The sequence below is a fragment of the Paraprevotella clara YIT 11840 genome (assembly GCF_000233955.1).
Lineage (GTDB): Bacteria > Bacteroidota > Bacteroidia > Bacteroidales > Bacteroidaceae > Paraprevotella > Paraprevotella clara.
Genome location: NZ_JH376618.1, coordinates 101,246 through 124,379, shown reverse-complemented (window position 1 = coordinate 124,379; position 23,134 = coordinate 101,246). Strand labels below are relative to the sequence as shown.

20 protein-coding genes and 2 tRNA genes are annotated in these 23,134 nt (G+C 50.4%); 10 read left to right on the top strand and 12 right to left on the bottom strand.

Annotated elements, in window-relative coordinates; all coding sequences use genetic code 11:
- Positions 1 to 576 precede the first annotated feature (576 nt).
- From pncB to HMPREF9441_RS13670, 3 genes are all read right to left on the bottom strand, one after another.
- A complete protein-coding gene (gene pncB / locus HMPREF9441_RS13680; protein ID WP_008622219.1) occupies positions 577 to 1,782 on the bottom strand; it encodes a nicotinate phosphoribosyltransferase in 1,206 nt (401 codons plus the stop codon).
- A 21-nt stretch (positions 1,783 to 1,803) separates the two neighbouring features.
- Positions 1,804 to 2,172, bottom strand: coding sequence for a hypothetical protein (locus tag HMPREF9441_RS13675; RefSeq protein WP_008622218.1), 369 nt, complete (start codon positions 2,170 to 2,172; stop codon positions 1,804 to 1,806).
- An 83-nt stretch (positions 2,173 to 2,255) separates the two neighbouring features.
- The gene (locus HMPREF9441_RS13670) at positions 2,256 to 3,209 is read right to left on the bottom strand and encodes a LysR family transcriptional regulator (RefSeq protein ID WP_008622217.1); all 954 of its coding nucleotides are present in this window, start codon (positions 3,207 to 3,209) and stop codon (positions 2,256 to 2,258) included.
- A 288-nt stretch (positions 3,210 to 3,497) separates the two neighbouring features.
- Between HMPREF9441_RS13670 and atpD the strand changes: the two genes are divergently transcribed.
- The 8 genes from atpD (at position 3,498) to HMPREF9441_RS13630 (ending at position 10,246) form a co-directional block, all read left to right on the top strand.
- Positions 3,498 to 5,021, top strand: a complete 1,524-nt coding sequence (atpD, locus tag HMPREF9441_RS13665) for a F0F1 ATP synthase subunit beta (protein WP_008622216.1) — start codon at positions 3,498 to 3,500, stop codon at positions 5,019 to 5,021.
- A gap of 5 nt (positions 5,022 to 5,026) precedes the next feature.
- Entirely contained in the window at positions 5,027 to 5,287 is a 261-nt protein-coding gene (gene atpC / locus HMPREF9441_RS13660; protein ID WP_008622214.1) for an ATP synthase F1 subunit epsilon, read from the top strand.
- Between the two features lie 86 nt (positions 5,288 to 5,373).
- Entirely contained in the window at positions 5,374 to 6,381 is a 1,008-nt protein-coding gene (gene atpB / locus HMPREF9441_RS13655) for a F0F1 ATP synthase subunit A (protein ID WP_008622213.1), read from the top strand.
- Between the two features lie 48 nt (positions 6,382 to 6,429).
- Positions 6,430 to 6,684 (top strand): ATP synthase F0 subunit C, encoded by a 255-nt coding sequence (gene atpE, locus HMPREF9441_RS13650; protein WP_008622212.1) that lies wholly within the window; start codon positions 6,430 to 6,432, stop codon positions 6,682 to 6,684.
- A 13-nt stretch (positions 6,685 to 6,697) separates the two neighbouring features.
- The gene (gene atpF / locus HMPREF9441_RS13645; RefSeq protein WP_008622211.1) at positions 6,698 to 7,204 is read left to right on the top strand and encodes a F0F1 ATP synthase subunit B; all 507 of its coding nucleotides are present in this window, start codon (positions 6,698 to 6,700) and stop codon (positions 7,202 to 7,204) included.
- Entirely contained in the window at positions 7,204 to 7,764 is a 561-nt protein-coding gene (locus HMPREF9441_RS13640) for a F0F1 ATP synthase subunit delta (RefSeq protein WP_008622210.1), read from the top strand. The genes atpF and HMPREF9441_RS13640 overlap by 1 nt, the downstream gene beginning before the upstream one ends.
- Positions 7,765 to 7,782: 18 nt before the next feature.
- Entirely contained in the window at positions 7,783 to 9,369 is a 1,587-nt protein-coding gene (gene atpA / locus HMPREF9441_RS13635; protein ID WP_008622209.1) for a F0F1 ATP synthase subunit alpha, read from the top strand.
- Between the two features lie 7 nt (positions 9,370 to 9,376).
- Positions 9,377 to 10,246: a F0F1 ATP synthase subunit gamma gene (locus HMPREF9441_RS13630; RefSeq protein WP_008622207.1), complete on the top strand. Its 870-nt coding sequence runs from the start codon at positions 9,377 to 9,379 to the stop codon at positions 10,244 to 10,246.
- 286 nt (positions 10,247 to 10,532) lie between these two features.
- Here HMPREF9441_RS13630 and HMPREF9441_RS13625 read toward each other — a convergent pair whose 3' ends face one another.
- From HMPREF9441_RS13625 to HMPREF9441_RS13610, 4 genes are all read right to left on the bottom strand, one after another.
- On the bottom strand, positions 10,533 to 10,973 hold the full coding sequence (locus tag HMPREF9441_RS13625; protein ID WP_244949777.1) for a hypothetical protein: 441 nt from the start codon (positions 10,971 to 10,973) through the stop codon (positions 10,533 to 10,535).
- Positions 10,974 to 11,182: 209 nt separating this feature from the next.
- Positions 11,183 to 12,694, bottom strand: a complete 1,512-nt coding sequence (locus HMPREF9441_RS13620; RefSeq protein WP_008622203.1) for a glycoside hydrolase family 30 protein — start codon at positions 12,692 to 12,694, stop codon at positions 11,183 to 11,185.
- A 128-nt stretch (positions 12,695 to 12,822) separates the two neighbouring features.
- A complete protein-coding gene (locus tag HMPREF9441_RS13615) occupies positions 12,823 to 14,115 on the bottom strand; it encodes an L-cysteine desulfidase family protein (RefSeq protein ID WP_008622200.1) in 1,293 nt (430 codons plus the stop codon).
- A 25-nt stretch (positions 14,116 to 14,140) separates the two neighbouring features.
- Complete coding sequence (locus HMPREF9441_RS13610) at positions 14,141 to 14,902, bottom strand: hypothetical protein (RefSeq protein ID WP_008622198.1); 762 nt, start codon at positions 14,900 to 14,902, stop codon at positions 14,141 to 14,143.
- A 141-nt stretch (positions 14,903 to 15,043) separates the two neighbouring features.
- Between HMPREF9441_RS13610 and HMPREF9441_RS13605 the strand changes: the two genes are divergently transcribed.
- The gene (locus HMPREF9441_RS13605) at positions 15,044 to 18,484 is read left to right on the top strand and encodes a C10 family peptidase (protein WP_008622196.1); all 3,441 of its coding nucleotides are present in this window, start codon (positions 15,044 to 15,046) and stop codon (positions 18,482 to 18,484) included.
- Between the two features lie 356 nt (positions 18,485 to 18,840).
- On the opposite strand, the gene HMPREF9441_RS19195 is transcribed toward HMPREF9441_RS13605, so the two are convergent.
- From HMPREF9441_RS19195 to HMPREF9441_RS13585, 3 genes are all read right to left on the bottom strand, one after another.
- Positions 18,841 to 18,969 (bottom strand): hypothetical protein, encoded by a 129-nt coding sequence (locus tag HMPREF9441_RS19195; RefSeq protein WP_008622194.1) that lies wholly within the window; start codon positions 18,967 to 18,969, stop codon positions 18,841 to 18,843.
- 235 nt (positions 18,970 to 19,204) lie between these two features.
- The gene (locus HMPREF9441_RS13600) at positions 19,205 to 20,266 is read right to left on the bottom strand and encodes an alcohol dehydrogenase catalytic domain-containing protein (RefSeq protein ID WP_172634968.1); all 1,062 of its coding nucleotides are present in this window, start codon (positions 20,264 to 20,266) and stop codon (positions 19,205 to 19,207) included.
- Between the two features lie 948 nt (positions 20,267 to 21,214).
- Positions 21,215 to 21,766, bottom strand: a complete 552-nt coding sequence (locus HMPREF9441_RS13585) for a hypothetical protein (RefSeq protein WP_008622190.1) — start codon at positions 21,764 to 21,766, stop codon at positions 21,215 to 21,217.
- 179 nt (positions 21,767 to 21,945) lie between these two features.
- Between HMPREF9441_RS13585 and HMPREF9441_RS13580 the strand changes: the two genes are divergently transcribed.
- On the top strand, positions 21,946 to 22,899 hold the full coding sequence (locus HMPREF9441_RS13580; protein ID WP_008622182.1) for a transporter: 954 nt from the start codon (positions 21,946 to 21,948) through the stop codon (positions 22,897 to 22,899).
- A 52-nt stretch (positions 22,900 to 22,951) separates the two neighbouring features.
- Here HMPREF9441_RS13580 and HMPREF9441_RS13575 read toward each other — a convergent pair.
- Together HMPREF9441_RS13575 and HMPREF9441_RS13570 are read right to left on the bottom strand one after the other, a co-directional pair.
- A tRNA-Gly gene (locus HMPREF9441_RS13575) sits at positions 22,952 to 23,024 on the bottom strand.
- A 20-nt stretch (positions 23,025 to 23,044) separates the two neighbouring features.
- A tRNA-Leu gene (locus HMPREF9441_RS13570) sits at positions 23,045 to 23,128 on the bottom strand.
- Positions 23,129 to 23,134: the final 6 nt, after the last annotated feature.

Below are 23,134 nucleotides of genomic sequence, written 5' to 3'. Positions count from 1 at the left end.
GCCTATCGACCTCCCAGCATCGGCATGATGATACTCTTGATGGAAAACTATAACAAAAAAGCGTGGAGATCTGTACCCGTCACCCGTCCCATGCTTCGAGGCTCTCGCATTGCCCATTGTAGTAGAACGAGCAACGCAGAACCCACGCCGATGAGTTTATATAATCTCCCTTGGGATTTGCCTCCTTCCTTCTGCCCATAGGGGCAAATGGACAAAACAATCCCTCGGGGATATTTATAAAAACATCCCATGGGCATCTACCGTTGCATAGTTCATGACTACAATTTTGAATTTGCGAGATTCGAAGCGTCAAGAACCAGCGCATGATAAACGCCTTCTTATTTATAGCGGTTCACCTCTCCCTCCTCGTCCACTCCCATTCCCCTCTGCCGCAAAGGACAGATGTTCCTGTTCGTATCGGCGCAGGTCGCCTTGCTTGGATCGGCCTACCGGTCGCTACCGGACATCACGGCACAGCAAGAATCACCGGGAACCCAATGCAAAGTTAATCTTTTTTAAGGACCAATTCCATAAAGAACGGACAAAATTTTGAAGTTTTTGTCGTCCGCCCTCCTTTTATCCTTTCATATTCAACGCTTCCATGAAACGGCGAATCACTTCGGGCTTACCTGTATGCTTGCCGTCGTCTTCGCTCAACTTACAAGTATCGTTGTAGAAAGTCCATGACTCCGTGATTTTCACGGCCACCAGTTTGATGACGATGTTCATGGGCTTCACGCCCTCGAAATCATTTGTGAAGTGCGTGCCTATCCCGAAAGAAGGTTGGCAATACTCCCGGGCGTAACGTTGTATCTCTATCGCACGGTCCGTGTCGAGCGCATTGCTGAATATGACTTGCTTCGTGCGGGGGTCGATGCCTAACGAACGGTATTTCTCCACAATCCTTTGCAGTTCCGCGCGGTTGTCGCCGCTGTCCACGCGAAGACCTTTGAACAGGTTGGCAAAGTCCTCCGAGAAATTCAGGCTGAAGATGTCCCAGCCGAAACTGTCGTAGAGATATGTGCCCAAAGCTCCGCGGAACGTGTTGCGCCACGAGTTCATGGCAATATGGTTGGCCATCTGGGGACCGTACATTCCTCCTATGGCACAGACAAACTCGTGTGCCATCGTGCCGACGGGAATCAGGTCGTACTTCATCGCCAGATAGACATTGCTGGTCCCGACAAACTTACCGCTCCACTCCCGGCTCCGGTAACAGTCTCGCATCGCCCGGACCACCGTCTCTTCCGCCTCGAAAGAGACGCGGCGGCGCGTCCCGAAATCGCTGAACACGCAACCGGCTTCCAACAAGCGGACGGCTTTCCGGTAGGTCTTCCGGTAATAATCCTCATAATCGAAACGGCTGTCTTCGCCCGTCATCCTGTAATAAAGCTCGGAAATGATGGCCAGCACTTTCACTTCCAATAGGATGGTATCGGCCCAACTCCCTTCGAACTCCACGGACAGATGCCCCTCTTCATCCTGCCGTACTGTCACCCATTCGCGACAGAAACGGTAGCCTTTCAAGTAGGTGTAGAACCAACCGGGAATGTAGCTGCACCGCCGTTTCATGAACGCGATTTCCTCGTCCGTAATGACCACGTCCTCCAACAGAATGATTTGTTTTTGCAACTCGTCGGCAAAACCCGGCGGATAGACGGTATGGTCCCGGTCGGTAAACCGGTACTTCACCTGAGCACGGGGAAAATTGTCGATGACCGCGCAGCACATGGTGAACTTATACAGGTCGTCGTCTGTAAAATGATTGATAATTCGTTCCATACAAAGTCATTTTGTTTGATTTCACCTTTCGCGAAGTTCCCACCGGTCTCCAGTCCGATACAACTTGCAGGTCTTGCCCTGCCAAACGCCTCCCTTACGGTCGAGTATCTCGTTCCGGAACGGAGACGGACGGAAAACCTCCACCCGGCTGCTGTCTGCCGCAAACACGGCATACGATGTCAAAGAGGGTTGCAAAGACGGGTCGTCCACCCGCACACCGTCTTCAAAAATGCGGATACAGTCCCGGCGGAGTTCACTCCACGTATAACCGGCCGCCGTAAGACAACCATGTTCATCCTTATTTCCCCCGATAAGTTGGGGAGCCTGCACAGACCTGCAAGCCGAAAAGCAGACCAACCCGCTCACGATAATCCAAATATTTTTTCTCATATCCTATTTTATTCAGTATAAAGTCTAAAACAAAATTCAATCCTATCCGGCATTTCACCTATTCTCGATATACAAGTTCCGCATCATGCTCCTCCTCCGGTGGGTTTCCCTTCGAACAAATCCGAATCTTTTCCCCCGGCAACCCGATGCTCTTCTATTTCTTGCGTCTCCTGCCTCAACACCTCCAGAAATTTCTCCGTCAGCAAAGAGTGCCTTTTACCTTTAAGAGAGAGAAGGCTGATGTGCATCATCTCCGTTTTCTCCTTAATCGGCACAGCCTTCAAATCCGGACTGCTCACCGTCATGTCTTGCGGCAAAATGGAAATCCAATGCCCCGTGCGCAGCATGTCAAGCAATAAAGGCGTACTATTGACTTCTATCTGCGGCTTTACCTTTATCCTATATTGGGCCAGCATGCGGTCTATGACTTTCCGGGTGTACAGCTCTTTGTCCAAGAAGATGACGGGGAACTCGTTCAAGTCCGATAAAGAGAAATGTTTCCGGATGGCCACCGGGTGGGTCTCGTGGGCTATGACGCATAAAGGCATGCAAGCGTATTCCGTGGACTCCGTAAGCGCAGAGACATCTTGCGGATTGTAACTCAACGCAAAATCAAGTTTGTTGGAATTAATCAGCTCCACCAGTTCCAATACGGAATGGGAATACACAATCGACAATTCCGCTTTAGGGAAAGCCTTCGTAAACTTCAACACGCAGATATTCAGCAAAGGGAAGAGGCTGTATATTACTCCTATTTTTATCTTTCCCGTATAGACATGCTGCATTTCCTTCAAATGCTGTACGCCATACGCCACCTCCTCTATCGCTTTACGGGAACAGTCTAAAAAATCCCGTCCGGCATCCGTCAGGTAGATTTTCTTCCCGATGCGGTCGAACAGCGTCACGCCGAGTTCCTCTTCCAGTTGCTTGATGCTTAACGACAAGGTGCTCTGCGTGATAAAAAGCTCTTTGGAGGCTTCAGTAAACGAAAGCACGTCTGCCAACTTGACGAAATATTTCAGCGGAGTCAGTTCCATAAGAAAAATCAATAGAAATCATGAATATTATTAATTCTACAAATTTACGAAAAAGAGAAATTACTCCTAACTTTGAGACAAGAAAAATGAAAACGTCTCTGGGTTAAACTATTATAAACGAAGCGAAAGAAAGAGACGATGGACATTAAATAATGTATAAGAATGTTGAGAAACCCAAGCGGTTCGCCACGTTCAACGACAGCCAGCGACAAAACAATCGGTTCGACAGGTAAAAAGGACACGGAACAAATAAAACGATTATATATAATTAAGGTATAAACATCATTTATGGCAGAGGTATTAGGACACATATCGCAAATTATCGGCCCGGTGGTAGACGTTCATTTCGAGCACAGCGAGAAAGAACAGAACGCAAACCTTCCGAGCATACACGACGCTCTGAAAATCCAACGTCCGGGCGGCAAGACATTGATCGTGGAAGTGCAGCAACACATCGGAGAAGATACGGTGCGCACCATCGCCATGGACAGTACGGACGGTCTGCAACGCGGCATGAAAGTGGTCTCTACCGGAAAACCCATCACCATGCCGGTGGGCGCACAGATTCGCGGACGGGTCATGAACGTCGTAGGCGAAGCCATCGACGGCATGCAGGCATTAAACGAAACCGGGGCATTTCCCATCCACCGGGATCCTCCTAAGTTTGAAGACCTTTCCACCACTCAGGAAGTGCTTTTCACGGGCATCAAAGTGATAGACCTGTTGGAACCCTATCTGAAAGGAGGAAAAATCGGATTGTTCGGCGGGGCGGGCGTAGGAAAAACGGTATTAATCAAGGAGCTCATCAACAACATTGCCAAAAAGCATAACGGCTTTTCCGTGTTCGCCGGTGTGGGAGAACGTACGCGTGAGGGTAACGACCTGCTGCGCGAAATGATTGAGTCCGGTGTCATCAAATACGGCGACGAATTCCTGAAAAGCATGGAAACCGGGCATTGGGACCTGTCGAAAGTAGACATGGACGAGGTGGAAAAATCCCAAGTGGCCATGGTATTCGGACAGATGAACGAACCGCCGGGCGCACGTTCTTCCGTAGCGCTTTCCGGTCTGACCTTAGCCGAGTCTTTCCGTGACAACAACAAGGGAGACGGACCGCGTGACATCCTGTTCTTCATCGACAACATCTTCCGTTTCACCCAGGCTGGTTCCGAAGTGTCCGCCCTGTTGGGACGTATGCCCTCGGCCGTGGGTTATCAGCCGACACTGGCTTCCGAAATGGGACAGATGCAAGAACGAATCACGTCCACGAAGAACGGCTCTATTACATCTGTACAAGCTGTGTACGTGCCTGCCGACGACTTGACCGACCCTGCCCCGGCCACGACATTCACGCATCTGGATGCCACGACCGTACTGAGCCGTAAAATCACGGAGTTGGGCATTTATCCTGCGGTGGATCCCTTGGAATCCACATCGCGTATTCTTGATCCGCTCATCGTGGGACAGGAACATTACGAAACGGCACAGCGCGTCAAACAAATCCTGCAACGGAACAAGGAACTGCAAGACATCATTTCCATCCTCGGCATGGACGAGCTTTCGGACGAAGACCGTCTGACGGTGAACCGCGCACGACGGGTACAACGTTTCCTGTCGCAACCCTTTGCCGTGGCCGAACAGTTTACGGGCGTGCCGGGCGTCATGGTATCCATCGAAGACACCATCAAAGGATTCAAAATGATATTGGACGGAGAGGTGGACGACCTTCCCGAACAGGCTTTCCTCAACGTGGGCACCATTGAAGACGCCATTGCCAAAGGAAAAGAATTGTTGAGCGCAGCCCAAAACTAAATCGTATGGAAGAGGATAAAATTCATTTGCTCATCGTGTCGCCGGAAAAGACTTTGTTCGAAGGCCTGGTGAAGTACGTAAGACTTCCCGGCAGTGCCGGACAGTTCGCCGTATTCCACAACCACGCGCCCCTGATTTCGTCCCTCGACGCAGGAGAAGTCGTTTACCGGAGTGGAAAAGACAAGATCTGCTTGAACATTTCAGGTGGTTTTGTAGAAGTGAATGACAACACAGTCTCCGTCTGCGTAACGGAAGCGACGGCCTGACCCCTTTCAGGTCCGGCTGCATAAAAAGATAAGTTTAAGGAATGAAGCTACTAAAATATTTATGCTGTATAGGCTTATGCCTGTTGATGTTCATGCCACGGCAGGCACAGGCTGAAGAAACCAAAGAAATAGATGTGTACGAAATCGTTTTCGGCCACATCGAAGACGCATACGAATGGCATATCACAGACATCGGAGATGCCTCCATACGCATCCCCTTGCCCGTGATTGTGAAAAGCTCTTCCGGTTGGCATATATTTTCTTCTGCCCGTTTGAGAAATCAAGCCCGATACGAAGGATTATACATCGCACCGGATGGCGAATACAAAAATAAAATCGTAGAAAAAGACGCCACGGGAGAAGAAATCCGTCCGTTCGACATCTCCATCACCAAAAACGTGCTGGCACTGTTCGTCAACAGCGCCATATTGGTGGCCATCATGCTGGGATGTGCGCGTTGGTACAAGCGTCACGAAGTGAGCGAAGGGGCACCTAAAGGCGGTGTGGGCATGATAGAGGCTCTGGTGGTCATGATAAACGATGAAGTCATCAAAGGATGTATCGGGGAAGACTACCGGAGATACGCTCCCTACTTGCTGACCGCGTTCTTTTTCGTTCTGGTTAACAACCTGATGGGTATTCTTCCTATTTTTCCGGGAGGAGCTAACGTCACGGGAAACATTGCCATTACATTGGTATTGGCATTGTGCACCTTTCTCTTCACCAACATCTGCGGAACAAAAGCCTATTGGAAGGATATCTTTTGGCCGAAAGTTCCCATGTGGTTGAAAGTTCCCGTGCCTCTCATGCCTATGATTGAGCTATTCGGGATTTTCACCAAACCATTTGCTTTGATGATCCGTCTGTTTGCCAACATCATGGCCGGGCACGCAGCCATCCTAAGTTTGGTAGCCATTATCTTCATTACGGTGAAGGCAGGTCCGGTCATCAACGGTTCCATGACGGTCATATCCGTACTTTTCGGTATCTTCATGGACATGCTGGAACTTCTTGTAGCCTTCATCCAGGCGTATGTATTCACCATGTTGTCGGCCGTGTTCATCGGACTGTCACGCGTAAAAGAAGAGAATTAAAGGAAAACTATTAGAAAATTAAGTATAACCCTTAAAAACAGAAACATTATGTTATTATCCATTTTATTACAAGCTATCGGAGGTATAGGTCTTACCAAGTTGGGTGCAGCGATTGGCGCTGGTATTGCCGTTTTGGGTGCAGGTATAGGTATCGGACGCATCGGCGGGTCGGCCATGGACGCCATTGCACGACAACCGTCGGAATCCAACAACGTGCGTATGAATATGATCATCGCGGCAGCTTTGATAGAAGGTGTAGCCCTCATCGCCATTGTCGTTTGTCTTTTGACATTGTTCCTCTAAACCGTTGTTGCTTATGGGACTGCTAACCCCGGATCCGGGCACACTGTTCTGGATGGTGATTATATTCGGAATCGTATTCTTCATCTTGGCTAAATACGCATTTCCTGTCATCACCGGAATGGTGGACAAACGGAAACAATACATAGACAGTTCGCTGGAGGCTGCCCGCCAGGCCAACGAGCAGTTGCAGCAGGTAAAAGCCGAAAGCGAAGCACTGCTGGCACGGGCACACGAAGAGCAGACCGCCATACTGAAAGAAGCTTCCGCCACGCGCGACCGCATCATCGCCGAAGCACGCGAACGGGCTCGCACCGAAGCGCGGAAAGCTTTGGATGAAACCCGCCACCAGATAGCTGCGGAAAAAGAAAGCGCCATCAACGACATACGTCGGCAAGTAGCGATACTGTCTGTAGATGTGGCTGAAAAGGTATTGCGTAAAAAACTGTCTGATGATAAGGAACAGCTTGAATTAGTGAACAGACTGTTGGACGAAGTTAAATCAAACAACAACATTGAATAATGGATATAGGAATTATTGCAAGACGTTATGCCCGCGCATTGTTGCTCTTCGCATGCGAGAACGGACACGAAACCTTGGTGTACGAACAGGCCCAACAACTCCTGTTCCAATACAACCAGCTTCCGGAGTTCCGCCATACGATAGAGAATCCGATGGTGAGCCGTACAGAGAAAATAAAGCTCTTGCACAATGCTACCGCCGGAGCGGACACATGCGAAGAGCTGACCAAATTCTTCTATCTGCTACTTGAAAAAAGGCGCGAAAAGCTATTGGCTTTCATCCTGCATTCTTTCTTATTCTTATATCGGAAAAAGAAAAAAATACGTCAGGGGAAACTTGTCACGGCAATGCCGCTACCGGAGGAAACCCTCAACGAGCTGAAAGCGCTCATCCTGAAACGCTATCGGGGACGCACGGTGGAATTCAACACCAAAGTAGACCCCGACATCATCGGTGGCGGCATTCTGGAAATCGGCTATTGGCGAATCGACGCCAGCATAGCCGGACAGTTGAAACGCGTGAAGAAACAGTTCATCGAGAAAAACAGAAGAATCGTATAATGAAAAGGAAACAAGAATATGCCAGATAAGATAAGACCCAGCGAGGTTTCGGAGGTATTGCTCCAACAGCTCAAAGGAATCAACACGTCCATCCAGTTCGACGAGGTGGGCGCGGTGTTGCAGGTCAGCGACGGCGTGGCACGTATTTATGGATTGCTCCATGCCGAGGCCAATGAATTATTGGAATTTGAAAACGGAGTGATGGGAGTGGTGATGAACCTGGAAGAAGACAACGTGGGCGCTGTCCTCTTAGGAGCCACCGGTCTCATCAAAGAGGGCATGATTGTGAAACGTACGGGACGCATCGCCTCCATACGGGTCAGCGAGAACATGCTGGGGCGCGTCATCGACCCGTTGGGCGTTCCTTTGGACGGAAGAGGCACCGTAGGAGGGGAACTTTTCGAAATGCCGCTGGAACGCAAAGCTCCCGGAGTCATTTACCGCCAACCGGTATCTGAACCTCTGCAGACAGGCATCAAGGCCATCGATGCCATGATTCCTATCGGACGGGGACAACGTGAATTGATCATCGGCGACCGCCAAACGGGGAAGACCGCGATAGCCATCGACACCATCATCAACCAACGTTCCGCATACGAGGCGGGCAAACCGGTGTACTGCATCTATGTGGCCATCGGGCAGAAAGGCTCCACCGTGGCCAACATCGTCAACACGCTGCGTGAAAAAGGTGCCATGGACTACACGGTGGTCGTAGCCGCTACGGCTGCCGACCCGGCCGCATTGCAATACTTCGCACCGTTTGCCGGGGCAGCCATCGGAGAATATTTCCGCGACACCGGCCGCCATGCCTTAGTCGTATTCGACGACCTTTCCAAACAGGCCGTAGCCTACCGCGAGGTTTCGCTCATCCTGCGCCGTCCGTCGGGTCGCGAAGCTTACCCCGGCGACATCTTCTACCTGCACTCCCGCCTGTTGGAACGTGCTGCCAAAATCATCAACCAGCAGGAAGTGGCCGAGCAGATGAACGACCTGCCGGAAAGCCTGAAAGGAAAAGTGAAATGCGGAGGTTCGCTCACGGCACTCCCTATCATCGAGACACAGGCAGGCGACGTGTCCGCCTACATCCCTACGAATGTGATTTCCATCACCGACGGACAGATATTCCTCGAAACTGACTTGTTCAACCAAGGCTTCCGTCCGGCCATCAATGTAGGTATCTCCGTATCCCGTGTGGGCGGCAGCGCGCAAATCAAGAGCATGAAGAAAGTGGCCGGTACACTGAAAATCGACCAGGCGCAATACCGTGAACTGGAAGCTTTCTCCAAGTTCAGCAGCGACATGGATTCCGTGACCGTCATGACTATCGACCGCGGACGAAAGAACAACCAACTGTTGATACAACCCCAATACTCCCCTATGCCGGTAGGCGAACAAGTCGCTATCCTCTATTGCGGTACGCACGGACTGATGCGCGACATACGTATCGACCAGGTCATTGCCTTCCAGCACGAATTTCTGGAAAGCCTGCGCGCATCGCACCGTCAGGATGTGTTGGAGGTTTTAGAAGGCGGAGCCATCAACGAACAAGTGACCAAAGTCATCGAAGATGTGGCTCAGTCCACTCTTCTGTTATTTAAACACTGATTAGACCATGGCATCATTAAAAGAAGTAAAGGGCAGAATACTCTCGGCCAATAATACGCTGAAGATTACGTCGGCCATGAAAATGGTGGCTTCCGCCAAGCTGCACAAGGCGCAAGAAGTCATCGAAGGCATGTTGCCCTACGAACGGCAGATGTCGGCCATCATGACCCACTTCTTGCAAACCGGCGGTAAGACGGAATCGCCCTTTGCCACGCAACGGAAGGCAAAGCGCATTGCACTGGTCATATTCTCGTCCAACAGCAGTTTGTGCGGCGGATTCAACTCCAACGTCATACGCTCCTACCATCAGTGGCTGGACGAACACGCACAAATGGCAAAGGAAAATCTTATCATCTATCCCGTAGGAAGAAAGATTGCAGACGCTGTGAAAAAATCGGGCTTTACCCCGGCCGGAGATTATACGCACATGGCCGATAAGCCCAACTACACGGAATGTGAGAGGTTGGCAGCAGAACTATGCGAACGTTTTTTGTCGGGCGACATAGACCGGGTAGAGCTTATTTATCATCACTTTAAATCCGCCGGTTCACAGGAACTCGTCAACACGGTATATTTACCGATAGATTTGTCTGCCATGACCGAGGTTCCGACCGACAACCGGCAGCCGGACTATCTGATAGAACCTTCGGAAGAAATTCTATTGGCCAAACTGATTCCGGAGGTGTTGAAGCTGAAAGTCTATACCACTCTTTTAGACTCCAACGCATCCGAACATGCCACACGAAGCATGGCCATGCAGATAGCCACGGACAATGCCAACAACTTGATACAGGACCTCACCGTCGTGTACAACAAAGGACGTCAGCAGGCCATTACCAACGAACTGTTGGACATCATGGGCGGCACCATGGCTTGATGCGCCGCGCTCCGCGACTTCTGAAAAAAGACCGGGCATACCAAGAGATTCTCCTCTGTATGCCCGGTCTTTTTTTCCAGATTCCGTTACCGCCCTCACCTGTGTTTCCTACCCTTGTGTTCCAGACCTAAAAAACACGTTCGGAAGGTTCTTTGCAACAGTCTGATAATGAATGTCATAAAATCTGCGCCAAACGATTTTTCATTCTCAGCCGAATGATTTTTCAATCTCCTGAGATTGATTTTCCGTTCTGCGGCAAACAGTTTTCCAGCCTCCTGCCTGCTTTTCAGCGGCGCGGCGCAGAATGCGTTTTTTGTCCCTGAAAACGCGGACGACTTCCCATGTCCGGACGTTCATAAAGCTGTTGCACCTGTCTCATCGTCAACACTTTCTTAAACTTGTCATAGTAGCTCTTCTGCACGTCCAACCGTTTCTCCTGAGCCGAAAAACGAGCCTTTATGTTCTCGTCTATATCTTTATCCGACTGTGCCGCCTGACTTCCTTTTTCCTTTTTGGGCACGCGGCATTCCGCCAACTTTTGCATATAGTCCTCGTAAAGGGGAATAAATTTTGCCGATGTTTCGTCGTCCAACATCAGTTTCCCGGCCATCCGCTTGGCCATCTGTTCGGGATTTGTCCGCATGCGCGGCGTGTTTCCGCCCTCTTGGGCTGACAATGTGCTTCCGGCCAGCAAAGCAAAACATACGGCCATCATCAATTTTCTCATAGTTGTTTCCTTTTTAATTAAACCATTCTTTTTTGTTTCACAGAAGTATGACCCATTTCCAAGTATAAGGTTTACTCGCAAAATCTCTACTCTGCCGAATATAACAAGCTTTAACAAGCCGTACCGGACCGTCACATACTCAAAGGGCCGGCTCCGTTTCCTTACGAAGCCGGCCCCTGCCACCGTATCTTTCCGGCGTGCAAACCGTATTATTTCATCACAAACGTATTATAAGAATGTGCTGCCAGTTCGGCGGACAGGCTCTTCTCTCCTATCTTGACCACCAACGGAGAAACCTCGTCTTTGAAATTTCCGGCCACGACCACATACTTTCCTTCAGGTGTGCGGCTGACCAATACCGGCATCCTGTCGTCTCCTTGGGCTTTGTAAGCCACCACCTGACTGCCTTTCGTGATGAAATGGCTGTAATGCTTCACGGCAAAATACTCCGGAGTATAGGTAAACGTACGTGCCTTGGAATCCACCCGGATAAGGGCATTCTGTTTCCATCCCCACGGACTCTCGCCATTGTCGGCCAAGATGAAATTCCAGAAAGTGTACTCGTTGCATCCGTTACCCAAATAATGGTTCATCAGTTCAAAGGTATGTTCGCCTGCTCCCCAGTCGAAGCTACCCCGTCCGCATTCGCTTTCCGAACACATATAGTTCCACTCGGGATGTTCCTTGCGCAGTACGGGGAGCGACTCGCGGCCTTCCCATTGGAATGCCATGCCGCTTACGTATTCCTGCAACTTCGTGTCGGAAGCAATCTTCTGCACGTAGTCCACACGGTTGGTGTTGAACGTCCCGAGATAAAGCTTCACCTCCGGATGTTTTTGTCTGAGCGTGGGACCCAGATAGTCGCGATTGAACCGCACCGTTCCCTCGGCCGTCCATGCACAACCGGGGTAAGGCGTGTAGCTGTATGCCTCATTCTGATATATCACCATATCTATATTCACCCCCTGTTCCTTGTAAGCGTCGATAAACTTACAGAAATAATTGGCATACGCCTGCAAGTAACGCGGGTCCTGTATAAAGTAGTCCGTGGTAGCCAACTGGCGCGGGAATTTATCCCCTCTCCTACCGACCAGTTTCATTTCATCAGGATCCACCTTATCGTTCACATTACCGTAAAGGATGTAATTCATCTTTTCGGGCATGTGGTTGAACTTGCTGCTCAACACAGGATAATCTCCCGTGATTTTCATCCAACTGGGTGGACACCACGGAGATGTCCAGAACGTCAGTTCGGGATTATACTTCTGTGCCGCACGTATGAAGGGGATGATGGACTGTTTGTCGCGGTTTATATTGAAATAACGCAGTTCCAGATCCCCGGCCACCTCGTCGCAACTATACCAAGAACGGGCATAGTCGTTGGCGTTCATGGAAATACGCCCACGGGAAATACGCAAATCCCCCTCCGGAGAAAATACGTTTTTCAGTATCTCGTCCTGTTCGTCACGGGTCAACATGCCCAATGCGTCCCAATCCAATTCATTAAACGTGGCACCCCACGCCTTGAATTCCACAATCGGTGCCACATTCTCTTCTACCGTCACATGGGCATCCGCAGCTTTCTTGGACATCTTCACCGTAGACGTTTTCCACGTATTTCCTTCCGTACTGGCATACCACGTGAATGATTGTGCCAAACTCCCGGCAGACCAAGCCGCCACACAACTGCATGCGAAAAGCAATTTGATTCTTTGTTTCATAATACTTCAAAAATTGGTTAATGAATATCAAGTGCAAATCTAACACTTTTTCCGAAACAGATATCTGATATAAATCAGAAAAAGCGGGCTCACACCCGCTTTCTTCTTAAAAAAAATTAATCCATACTTCAACTTTTATGCGTCATAATCTCCAAAACCTTACGGTCGGTCTCGTTCATGGCTTCGGCTCCGATACTTGTCAGGTTATGTATGCTCTTATCCACATCATCGTCGATGATGCCCTCCACGCTGCTCACACATTTCTGCTGCATGGCCAGCATGGCTGACAATACGGCTGTGGAAACCCCGCTCGTCAATTTCAATGCGCAACTCGGTTTGGCTCCGTCACAAATCATCCCCGTGAGGTTCGCTATCATATTCTTCACGGCGTATGAGACTTGCTCGTACTTTCCTCCCATCAGGTAGGTGATACCACAGCTCGATCCCGTAGAAGCCACCACACATCCGCACAAGGCCGACAGGACACCCAGACTTTGCTTGATATAGATGGCAGTCAGATGGCTCAGCATAAGCGCACGAACAAGTTCTTCGTCCGTATTGTGATTCTCTTCGGCAAAAACCACGACCGGCATCGTAGCACAAATCCCCTGGTTGCCGCTTCCGGAATTGCTCATCACCGGAATCATAGCCCCGGCCATACGGGCGTCGCACGCACATGAGGTGCTCGACAGAATATGAGAGAATATCGTATCCCCCATAATACCGCGCCCCAAAGGACGGCTCAGCGTCTTGCCCAACTCATGTCCGTAGCACCCTTTCAAAGCTTGCCGGGAGGCCGATTCGTTCAAGCGGCGTGCTTCCCGGATAAATTCGATTTCTTCCAACGGCGCTTCTACGGAAAAATCGTACACCTTGCGCAAGTTGAGTTCACATTCGTCCTCTCCGGCTTCCTCTCCTTGTGGCATACGGTTGTCCAACAGCACTTTCCCGTCTTTCTCCACATAGACGAAATGCGTGTGCTGACCGGCAATGACAGCCGTAGCCCTATGGCCGGACTCACTCTCCACTATGGCTTCGACATACAGCTTTTCCGAAATGCCTTCTTTCAATGATATTTTGACACGCCGCTCCGCTATGTATTGTTTGCCCTGCTCTACGTCTGTCGGCGTCACGTCTTTCAGCACCTCCAGCCCGTATGCAGACTTACCTGCCACTACGCCCAAAGCTATAGCTATGGGAAGTCCCACCATACCCGTACCGGGAATTCCCACGCCCATGGCATTTTTCAATATATTCGCACTGAGAAAGACACTGACTGCGACCGGTCTTTCTCCAAGCACCTCTGCCGCGCGGGCCACACAAAGAGACACGCATATAGGTTCTGTGCATCCCATTGCCGGCACCACCTGTTGCTTCACCAACCGGATGATGCGTTCCCGCTCCGTTTTTTCAATTTTCATGTTTTATTCTTTTCCGGCCCAAAGGTCATTCATCCGCCAGTTCTTCCTCCACATCCTTAATGTCCGCCTCGGGGGTATAGCTTCCGTAAAAAGTATCATCTCCGGCCGTATCGCCCTCTTCTTCCGACTCCGAATCTGTTTCAGTGTCTTCGTCTACAATACGACGATTGCCGTCTTCGTCATATTCCGGTTCGGGCACAAAACGCAATTTCTCTACCGGTTCGCGTTTCTTGGCAAAAATAGCCTCTACCCAAGTTCCTTTCGCAATCTCCAAGGCTTCATAGCCATCGGCGACTTTACGTTCCAACGTACCGCCTGCAGCATGGATGCGTGAAGCAGGCAGAGTTGTCGTACTAATGTCGAAAGCCGACTCTATAATGTCTTTTATCGTCAAAGATATGGAATCCCAACCACCGCCGAAATTACCTTCTATCAATTTCAGCAGGTCGGACGCCGTAATATGTTTAATGTTCTCATACGAGAGGTCCGTAATCCGGCGAATCTCTTTCTTACGTATGGCCACGGCACCTTTTCGTTTGTCTACACAAGGAAGGATGACATAATTGCCGTCGCTATACCTCATGACTTCCCGGTCGTCTTTCGGGTCGAAATGATATACGTCAAAGGCCAGCCGGATGACGTTCAGCACTTTTTCCTCAGATGAAGAAAAACCTTCTTCCTTAATATCCTTTTGCCACAATTCCAAAAGCTCTTGGGCTTCCGTTCCCCATACATTACTGGCGTTCAAATCGAGAACCGATTCCAAATAGTAATTCTTCTTCTGCATATTCTTTCCTCTTTAATTTTTTGGCAAAAGTAATAAAATAAATACGTTCTACCACAAGTATTTTTGAGAAAACGAGCGGAATGTCCATAAAAAAAGTTACCTTTGACCGTATTAATCTAATATCAATAAAAATACAGACCTATGAAGAAACCATTATTGACAGTTTTGACACTTCTTACCTCCTCGTTATGTATCTGGGCAGATCCGGTAGACAGGGCAAAGGCCAAAGAAATAGCTACGGCCTATATGCGTGGAAATCAACCCCCTGAACTTATAGAAACTTCTATTGCCAAACGCAAGGGAACTGACGGACATGCCCCTCTTTACATTTTCAATCGTGGAAACGACCAAGGCTTCGTCATCATATCCGGAGACGACTGCATGCCCTACGTACTGGGATATACCGAAAAGGGGGACTTCGACCCGCAAACTCTCCCGCCTGCCATGCTCGACTGGTTGGAAGGATACAGCCGAATGATAGAAGCAGCACAAGCCCAGGGTTTAGGGCCGAGAGTACAAACACGGGCCAACGACAAGGAAAACATCGCCCCATTGGTCAGTGCACACTGGTCGCAAGGGGCTCCTTACAATAACTTATGCCCGTATATGTCAAACGGGTCGGGCCGCGCGCTGACCGGATGTGTGGCCACGGCTGCCGCACAAGTCATCTACTATTGGAGAAAAGAGCTGCCCGACCGTTCGCAGTATGATACACCGACTTACGGTTACGGCGACGCTCCCGTCACCGAATCATTCCCGAAAGGAACTCCCTTGCAATGGGAACTGATGCAGGACAACTACGGAGGCTCCACGCCCGAGGACATGAACACGGCCGTGGCCACGCTGATGGCCATCACGGGAACATCCACATGGCTCACTTACGGCTCATCCACCTCGGGGCAAATCAGTGATTTGGTCAATACCTTCTCCGGACAATTCCTCATGGACAGCCGATGTACATACAAATCCGGCATCAGCCAGTCGGAATGGGAAAACATGATTTATGACGATTTGTCCAAAGGTTGGCCCATCGTGTACAGCGGCGTGCATCCCACATCAGGCGGGCATGCCGTAGTGGTAGACGGATACCGCGCCTCAGACAACCTTTTCCATTTCAATTTCGGTTGGGGCGGTGGCGGTGACGGCTACTTCACCGTGGACGACCAGACGGGCATGAACGGGTTCAATTCTTGGCAAGGCATGACCCATGCCATACATCCGCGTGCCCATTCTTTGGAAGGTGAAATCCGGACAGACAAGATGTACACCCGCATGAAAAACGCCATCAAGGTGGAAATCACCAACCATGGAACCACGGACTACAAGGGAATATACCTTGCCATCGAGCGAAAAGAAGAGGAACCGACAGACGTAAGCGACGCACTTCTGAGAGACGTGAACACGGTCGTCCCGAGCGGAGAAACGGCAACCGTGGAATTGACTTACCGGCCCAGTATCGCCGGGCCGTATTACATGTACCTCATGGACAGTAATGCCCGTATCCTGGCACGCCTGACGACCGAAGCCTCCGTACAGGAACCCGTCTTGTCACTGAACGGCCTCCGGCTCGATGCCGCTCAGGAAAGCGAGAAAACATCCATCGTGATCGGCGGACAAGAGAGCACCATATTATATAATAAGGTGTACAGCGACGCAGCCTGCGTCCTGGCTTCCATAACGAACGCCCAAGAAGCTACCGCCACTACGCCGACCTTGCAATGCGACCTGTACCAATACGATGCCGGACAATCAGCCTTTGTCATACGCGAGGATTTGTCGGACAGGGAGACCGTCTTTGCTGAAGGCGCGACACAAGACGTGACGTTCAACTTCGACGACATGGAAAAAGACGTGTTATACGCCGTCGCACTGCACCGCGACTACAAGGCCGGAGGAGAAGAGCGGACGATGGAGGCAGCACCGGAAGACACCATGGTCTATTTCAAGATAGCCGGTTGCGACCTCACCATGGCCGAAACGGACAACCGGGGAACCGTCTTCTTCGGCCACTGGAACAGGGACAAGTTTTTGGAACTGGCGGCCACGACCCCGGCCTTGCACTACGACCTGACACGCGTGACTGGCATAGACAGCCTGCCGCAGGTAGCGAACCCGAACATAGTGTTCTATCTTGATGCCGCCTCGGACGTCACCGGACGCAACATCATCAAAGACGGGATATGCGAGGAGCTCTACCTAACCCTGGGTTACGACTACTACGCGAAGGAACCTTTCACCGCCCGCCGCGCCGTCTTCGACCCGCAGTCCTCGACGACGAAATGGCAATATATCGCCCTGCCTTTCGACTGCGAAGTACCCGAAGGCAGCCGCGCACGGCGAATCAAGAAACTGAGCAACATCCTTATCTCGGAATCGGACGAAGTAAACACAACGTTAAAGGCTTGCACGCCTTACCTCTACCGGACTACCCGGCCGGGCGAAGACCGGATTACGGCCACCGACGTGACCGTCGATGACGGTCACGGAACGGCTACGTCCGACACCCTGTCCTACAGTTTCAGCAATGGAGTGGCCCGGAAAGGACTCCGCATGCTGAACAAGGCCGACATACAGACCTTCGTAGAGGACGAGGGCGCCACCATCCCCGCTTTCAGCGGTTACCTTACGTACGACAAGGACGTAAGCATCAACATCTACGCATACGAAAAGAAAGACAAGGAAAGCGAGGAGCTCGGCGAACTGCTGAACCAAGCCTACATTTTGGCTGAAAATTCCGACGGGCAGTTGTCTGCGGAAGACCTCAACACGTTCCTCGACCAAATCCACACCGCAGCCGCATGCTATACCCGCCATCCGGAAGCGGAGGAGATAGCCGCAGCCGCCGCCCTTCTGGAGGAGAATATCAAAGCCTGCCGACAGAACCTCATCCCCACAGATGCGCCCATCGACCTCACGGATGTCTACCTGACCAATGCTTCGTTTGAAAGCCGACGCACCACGGGTTGGGACATCACGCGCGAGACAGGGCAGAGTTCAAAGGTGGCGGACGTTTCCTCTTTAGACAACTACATGGTGGATGCCGATGGCAGTTACGTGTTCTATTCTTATTCCAGTAGCGGGGCAGGCAGCGTCACGCTGAGCCAGAAAGCTACGGGCCTGAAAAACGGATTCTACCGCGTGAAGGCATGGATAGCCACTGACGAAGGACAGAGCGTCACGCTCTTTGCCAACGAGGCCATGGCCACGATGACCGACGACGGTTTCGGCGGACGTTACCTGCGGGAAACCGTCATAGACAGCATCCACGTGACGGACGGCATGCTCACCCTCGGCATCAAAGGTAACGACGGATGGTATAAGGCCGACAACTTCAGAGTGTATTATCTGGGCGACGGCACCACCTCCGTCACTCCCGTACGTAAGGGCACAGCTACCGTCAAAGCATATGGCGGAGAGGGTTGCATCAGTTTGCAAGGTCCGGAAGGACAAGTACTGACCGTTTCCATTTACGGAACGGACGGACGCATGGTACGGCAAGTGACCGTCGACGGGCGCGAACAAGTGCGCGGCCTCTCTAAGGGGCTATATATCGTAGACCGGCAAAAAGTCATCGTCCGGTAATACGGACAATCGACTACATCGCCTACATTACCCCACTTCCACCTACAAGGTATGGAAGTGGGGTTTTTATTTCATATTTTTATCACCCATAATCAAACGGTACACAAGAGCAAAATCGGCGATAAATTATCGTATTTTACGTCTTAAAAAGGAGAATTCATAGAAAATATTGATGGGAATACCCAAAAAACACACCAAACCTTATAATTATATTATATTTATTTGTAACTTCGTTTTAAGTTCATTTACTTATCATTCATTAAAAAAAATGGACAGTATAAAAGCAATTATCAAATTAGATGACTGAAAAAGCAAGAAAACAGAAGTGGAATACAGGGTGTATTCCACTTCTTATATTATACATAATCCATGGAGTATTCGTCACGGCCTACATGGGGGAATATTATCCCGAGGTGGAGTTCGCCTTTTGGGTCGCCGAAGTCTTCCTCGTCATGCACGCCTACGCTTTGTGCAGACTGCCCCATAAGGTAGAATGGAATGACTTCTGGGGCATCAATTATCTTTGCACATACATCCCCGAACTTCCAAACTCCCCAAAACGGTCTGCCCTTTACATCAGGATTTTCATCCGGATTTTCTCTGCCAGCTTGGTAATTATTCCACCCACCGCTATCGTATCAGCCCGACTACACCTCCCTTTGCATACGGCTTTCTACGCCTTATTATATGGCCAAGCAGCCGTAGGCACAGCGTGTTTACTCATCTTGCTGAAAAAGAAGTGGACGCAGCACCGGTGACGGCCACCTTTATGACGCCATCCAACCTGTTCTCAAAAATCCGGTAGGCTTCTTCAATACGTTCCAACGGGAAACGGTGGGTGACGAGCGGCGTGGTGTCAATCCGGCCCGCCTCTATCAGGGAAAGGATTTCGGCACAATCGCAACCGTCCACCCCTCCGGTCTTGAACGTCAGGTTCTTCCCGTACATGTCCGGCAACGGCAACAACTGGGGCTTGTCATAAAGTGCCACAATCGTCACGATGGCATTGGGACGGGCACACTCCCAGGCCAGTCGGAAACTGTCCTGACTACCGGCCACCTCCAACACCACGTCCGCCCCTCCACGGGCACTATGGCGTATCACAAATTCTTTACAACCTTCGGGAGTCGTCACCTCTACCCCGGGATAGTGTTCGCGCACGAAACGCAACCGCTCCTCCGACCGTTCGCAAACGATGACGCGATGCGGATTCTTCAGCATGACACACTGTAAAGTGCATATCCCCGTGGGGCCTGCACCGATAATCAACACCGTGTCCTCTTCCTTGATTTCCGAGATACGCGCCGCCCAAAAGCCTGTGGCCAAGATGTCGCCCACGAACAAAGCCTGCTCGTCGGTCACCGACGGGGGAATCACATTCAAGCCCTGGTCCGCATACGGAACCCTGACAAATTCGGCTTGTCCTCCGTCGATGCGGCAACCCAAAGCCCATCCGCCATGAGGGTCGGTGCAGTTGTTCACGTATCCGTGTCGGCAAAAGAAGCATTCCCCGCAAAATGTCTCCACGTTTACGGTCACCCTGTCGCCCGGCTTGACCGAAGTGACTTCATGGCCTACTTCTTCCACCACCCCGACCATTTCATGCCCTACCGTGATTCCCGGTACGGCACGCGGCACACTCCCGTGTTTGATGTGTAAATCACTGGTACAGATGCTTCCCAACGTCACCCGTACGATGGCATCCCGCCCGTCCTGCAACTCCGGACGCGGCTTTTCCCTTAATTCGAATCTCCCTTGTTCTACGAACGTGTATGCAAGCATAATCGTCTCCTTTCTTTTGAACGGTTCTTTCCGTACACAAAGATAGCGAAAGGCGAGTGCAGTTCCAAGCCTAAAGCTTGCTTTTGAGCGAGGAACTGCCGAGCCACATCCTATCTTCGTGAAACAAAGAAAACGAAAGGCGAGTGCAGTTCCAAGCCTAAAGCTTGCTTTTGAGCGAGGAACTGCCGAGCCGCATCCTATCTTCGTGGAAACAAAGACAGCGGCCCTCCATCCCGCTACTCCGCTGCACCGCCCGCCCCTTCTCCCCTTCACACTCCGCAGGCGTAGACTGACAAAATGGCAGTTTTTCGCCCCACTCTCAGAGAGAAAAAAGACGGAAACAGCCTCATCTGGAAAATTCTTTTTAAGAAACATACATATTTGTGCGGCATATCCCAATAAGAATTATGGAATATTCACAATCAATTGCAAGAGATTGATTTCTCATTCGGCTGAAAGCGATTAATTTTTCTCCGCATAACTTTCCGTCGTCGTCCTCATCCCACCCCAAAAACAAGAAGAAAAGGGCAAAACATCCTACGGGGAAAAGGGATTTTTTCTCTATTCCGACGTTATTCCCCAACAAAAAGCTACTGTCATTTTGTATGGCTTCCCCCTCGCCTATGCCGGATGCCCGGATATGGAAGGTAAGTAAAAGACAAACGGAAATTACATTCAAGCATGATCCGGCTTCTTATCCGTTACATATTGTCCCAGGCAAAAGGCACGAGAATCCATTATTTTCGCACACGCCTGCACCCGTTCCCGAAAAACCAAACCTAAGCTCATTATAACTGACATTTTGGCAGACTCAAAATGAAGTTCAATGAAAAAATGAATCACAAAAAAGGGATGCCCGAAGGGCATCCCTTTATCTTTAAAACAAAATCCCCGTACGTAAGGAAAACGTTCCTATACAAACGCGGGGCACATCTCCCCCTCTGGGTTCTATTCCTCTTCCAACGTCATGCCCAAATAAGAACAAGAGAAGTTCTTTCCTTTTACGGAAGGAAACTGGCTGCGCGCATCCACATCTTGCCGTGAACGCAAATGCTCCACTATGCGATTGTAACATTCCTGCGCGTTACGAGCCTTGCAACGAGCCTTGAACCGCGTATCCTTATACTGGAACTTCGTGGTGCCGGGAATGGGAACCACACGTTTGAAAAGGATTTCCCCTTCATACCATCCCGGACGGTCGTTGATGGAAAAACGGGCCGCGGGTTCCTTCTCCGAACTTTCGGCCAAAGACTGCGTCCTGCCTCCGTTCACTTTAAATTCGGCCAAAGTCGTAGCCGTCGTCTTAATCACAATAAAATACACACGGGGACGTACCTTATAACGCTTGGGATAAGGCATCGGACTATCCATGTATTGGCGCAAATCTTTCACGAAAGCCTCATCCAACGTAATACCCGGCAGAGAAGACAGGAAATCGAAAGCCTCTTCCGCCGAACTCACCACGCACTCCTCGTCAAAATAGCGAATGTATAAATTCATCAATTCATTAAATAAATAAAACCATAAAATCCGAACAATTATACACCAAGGATATAATTAGTCGGAGACCGGTGCAAAATTATATAAAATCTCCCGTCCGGACAAATTTTGTCTGGTTTAATCCGCCCCGGCGATAACAAAATAAGTAACTTTGCACAACCATTCATGATAATTTGAACATGCCTATCATCAGATTCATTAAAAACTGGACTCTTCCCATCGCCATGCTCGCGGGAGCATTGTCTTACTTCATTTACACCGGGATTCCTGCCCTGGAACCTACGAAGCCTTACGTAGCCCGGTTTATCGACATCCTGCAACCGGCATTGATTTTTGCCATGCTTTTCATCACGTTCTGTAAAGTGAATCCCAGAGAACTCCGTCCTTGCCGTTGGCACGGATGGCTGCTCTTGATTCAGGCCGGCTGTTTTGCCCTCCTTGCCGGACTTTTGAAATGTTTTCCCCATCTGCCGGGCCAGGTTTTGGCAGAAGCCGCCATACTGTGCATGATTTGCCCGACAGCTACGGCGGCAGCAGTGGTCACCGGGAAATTGGGAGGCAGTGCGGCCAACCTGACCACCTATACCATTTTAATCAATCTGGTCACGGCACTGATAGTCCCCATATTCGTCCCCTTGATTCACCCCCACCCCGATTTGACATTCGGTGTCTCCTTTTCCTTGATATTAAGCAAAGTCTTCCCTCTCCTGTTCTGCCCGTTCCTGGCCGCTTTATTCGTTCGCTACTGCCTTCCGGGCGTACACAAACTGGTCGTCCGCTGCAAAGACCTGGCATTCTATTTGTGGGCCGTGGCACTGGCCATTGCCATCGGGGTTACCGTGAAGAGTATTGTCCACAGCGAAGTATCGGTGCTTTACCAATTGGGCATAGCCGGCATATCGCTTGTTTGCTGCGTCGTACAATTCTGGGCGGGGAAACGCATCGGAACCTGTTACAATGATTCCATCAGTGCCGGTCAGGCCTTGGGACAAAAGAACACGGTATTTGCCATTTGGATGGGGTACACGTTCATGACTCCGGTCACATCGGTAGCCGGAGGCTTCTACAGCATCTGGCACAATATCTACAACTCTTACCAGCTCTACCGTAAACGAAACGAAGAAAACAAATGAAACCGGAAAGTATAAAAACAAGAAAAGCCACCCTCACGGGCAGCTTTGCCTGAGCGGAAAACGAGACTCGAACTCGCGACCCCGACCTTGGCAAGGTCGTGCTCTACCAACTGAGCTATTTCCGCAAACTAATCGCTTATGAAAGTGAAGAGAAGGAGACTCGAACTCCCACGACACAATTGTCACTACCCCCTCAAAGTAGCGCGTCTACCAATTCCGCCATCTCTCCGGATGA

Coding starts and splice junctions, on each gene's coding strand:
- pncB (WP_008622219.1), bottom strand. CDS start 1,782: ATGGAACGAATTATCAATCATTTTACAGACGACGACCTGTATAAGTTC.
- HMPREF9441_RS13675 (WP_008622218.1), bottom strand. CDS start 2,172: ATGAGAAAAAATATTTGGATTATCGTGAGCGGGTTGGTCTGCTTTTCG.
- HMPREF9441_RS13670 (WP_008622217.1), bottom strand. CDS start 3,209: ATGGAACTGACTCCGCTGAAATATTTCGTCAAGTTGGCAGACGTGCTT.
- atpD (WP_008622216.1), top strand. CDS start 3,498: ATGGCAGAGGTATTAGGACACATATCGCAAATTATCGGCCCGGTGGTA.
- atpC (WP_008622214.1), top strand. CDS start 5,027: ATGGAAGAGGATAAAATTCATTTGCTCATCGTGTCGCCGGAAAAGACT.
- atpB (WP_008622213.1), top strand. CDS start 5,374: ATGTTCATGCCACGGCAGGCACAGGCTGAAGAAACCAAAGAAATAGAT.
- atpE (WP_008622212.1), top strand. CDS start 6,430: ATGTTATTATCCATTTTATTACAAGCTATCGGAGGTATAGGTCTTACC.
- atpF (WP_008622211.1), top strand. CDS start 6,698: ATGGGACTGCTAACCCCGGATCCGGGCACACTGTTCTGGATGGTGATT.
- HMPREF9441_RS13640 (WP_008622210.1), top strand. CDS start 7,204: ATGGATATAGGAATTATTGCAAGACGTTATGCCCGCGCATTGTTGCTC.
- atpA (WP_008622209.1), top strand. CDS start 7,783: ATGCCAGATAAGATAAGACCCAGCGAGGTTTCGGAGGTATTGCTCCAA.
- HMPREF9441_RS13630 (WP_008622207.1), top strand. CDS start 9,377: ATGGCATCATTAAAAGAAGTAAAGGGCAGAATACTCTCGGCCAATAAT.
- HMPREF9441_RS13625 (WP_244949777.1), bottom strand. CDS start 10,973: ATGAGAAAATTGATGATGGCCGTATGTTTTGCTTTGCTGGCCGGAAGC.
- HMPREF9441_RS13620 (WP_008622203.1), bottom strand. CDS start 12,694: ATGAAACAAAGAATCAAATTGCTTTTCGCATGCAGTTGTGTGGCGGCT.
- HMPREF9441_RS13615 (WP_008622200.1), bottom strand. CDS start 14,115: ATGAAAATTGAAAAAACGGAGCGGGAACGCATCATCCGGTTGGTGAAG.
- HMPREF9441_RS13610 (WP_008622198.1), bottom strand. CDS start 14,902: ATGCAGAAGAAGAATTACTATTTGGAATCGGTTCTCGATTTGAACGCC.
- HMPREF9441_RS13605 (WP_008622196.1), top strand. CDS start 15,044: ATGAAGAAACCATTATTGACAGTTTTGACACTTCTTACCTCCTCGTTA.
- HMPREF9441_RS19195 (WP_008622194.1), bottom strand. CDS start 18,969: ATGGGGCAGTCTGCACAAAGCGTAGGCGTGCATGACGAGGAAGACTTC.
- HMPREF9441_RS13600 (WP_172634968.1), bottom strand. CDS start 20,266: ATGCTTGCATACACGTTCGTAGAACAAGGGAGATTCGAATTAAGGGAA.
- HMPREF9441_RS13585 (WP_008622190.1), bottom strand. CDS start 21,766: ATGAATTTATACATTCGCTATTTTGACGAGGAGTGCGTGGTGAGTTCG.
- HMPREF9441_RS13580 (WP_008622182.1), top strand. CDS start 21,946: ATGCCTATCATCAGATTCATTAAAAACTGGACTCTTCCCATCGCCATG.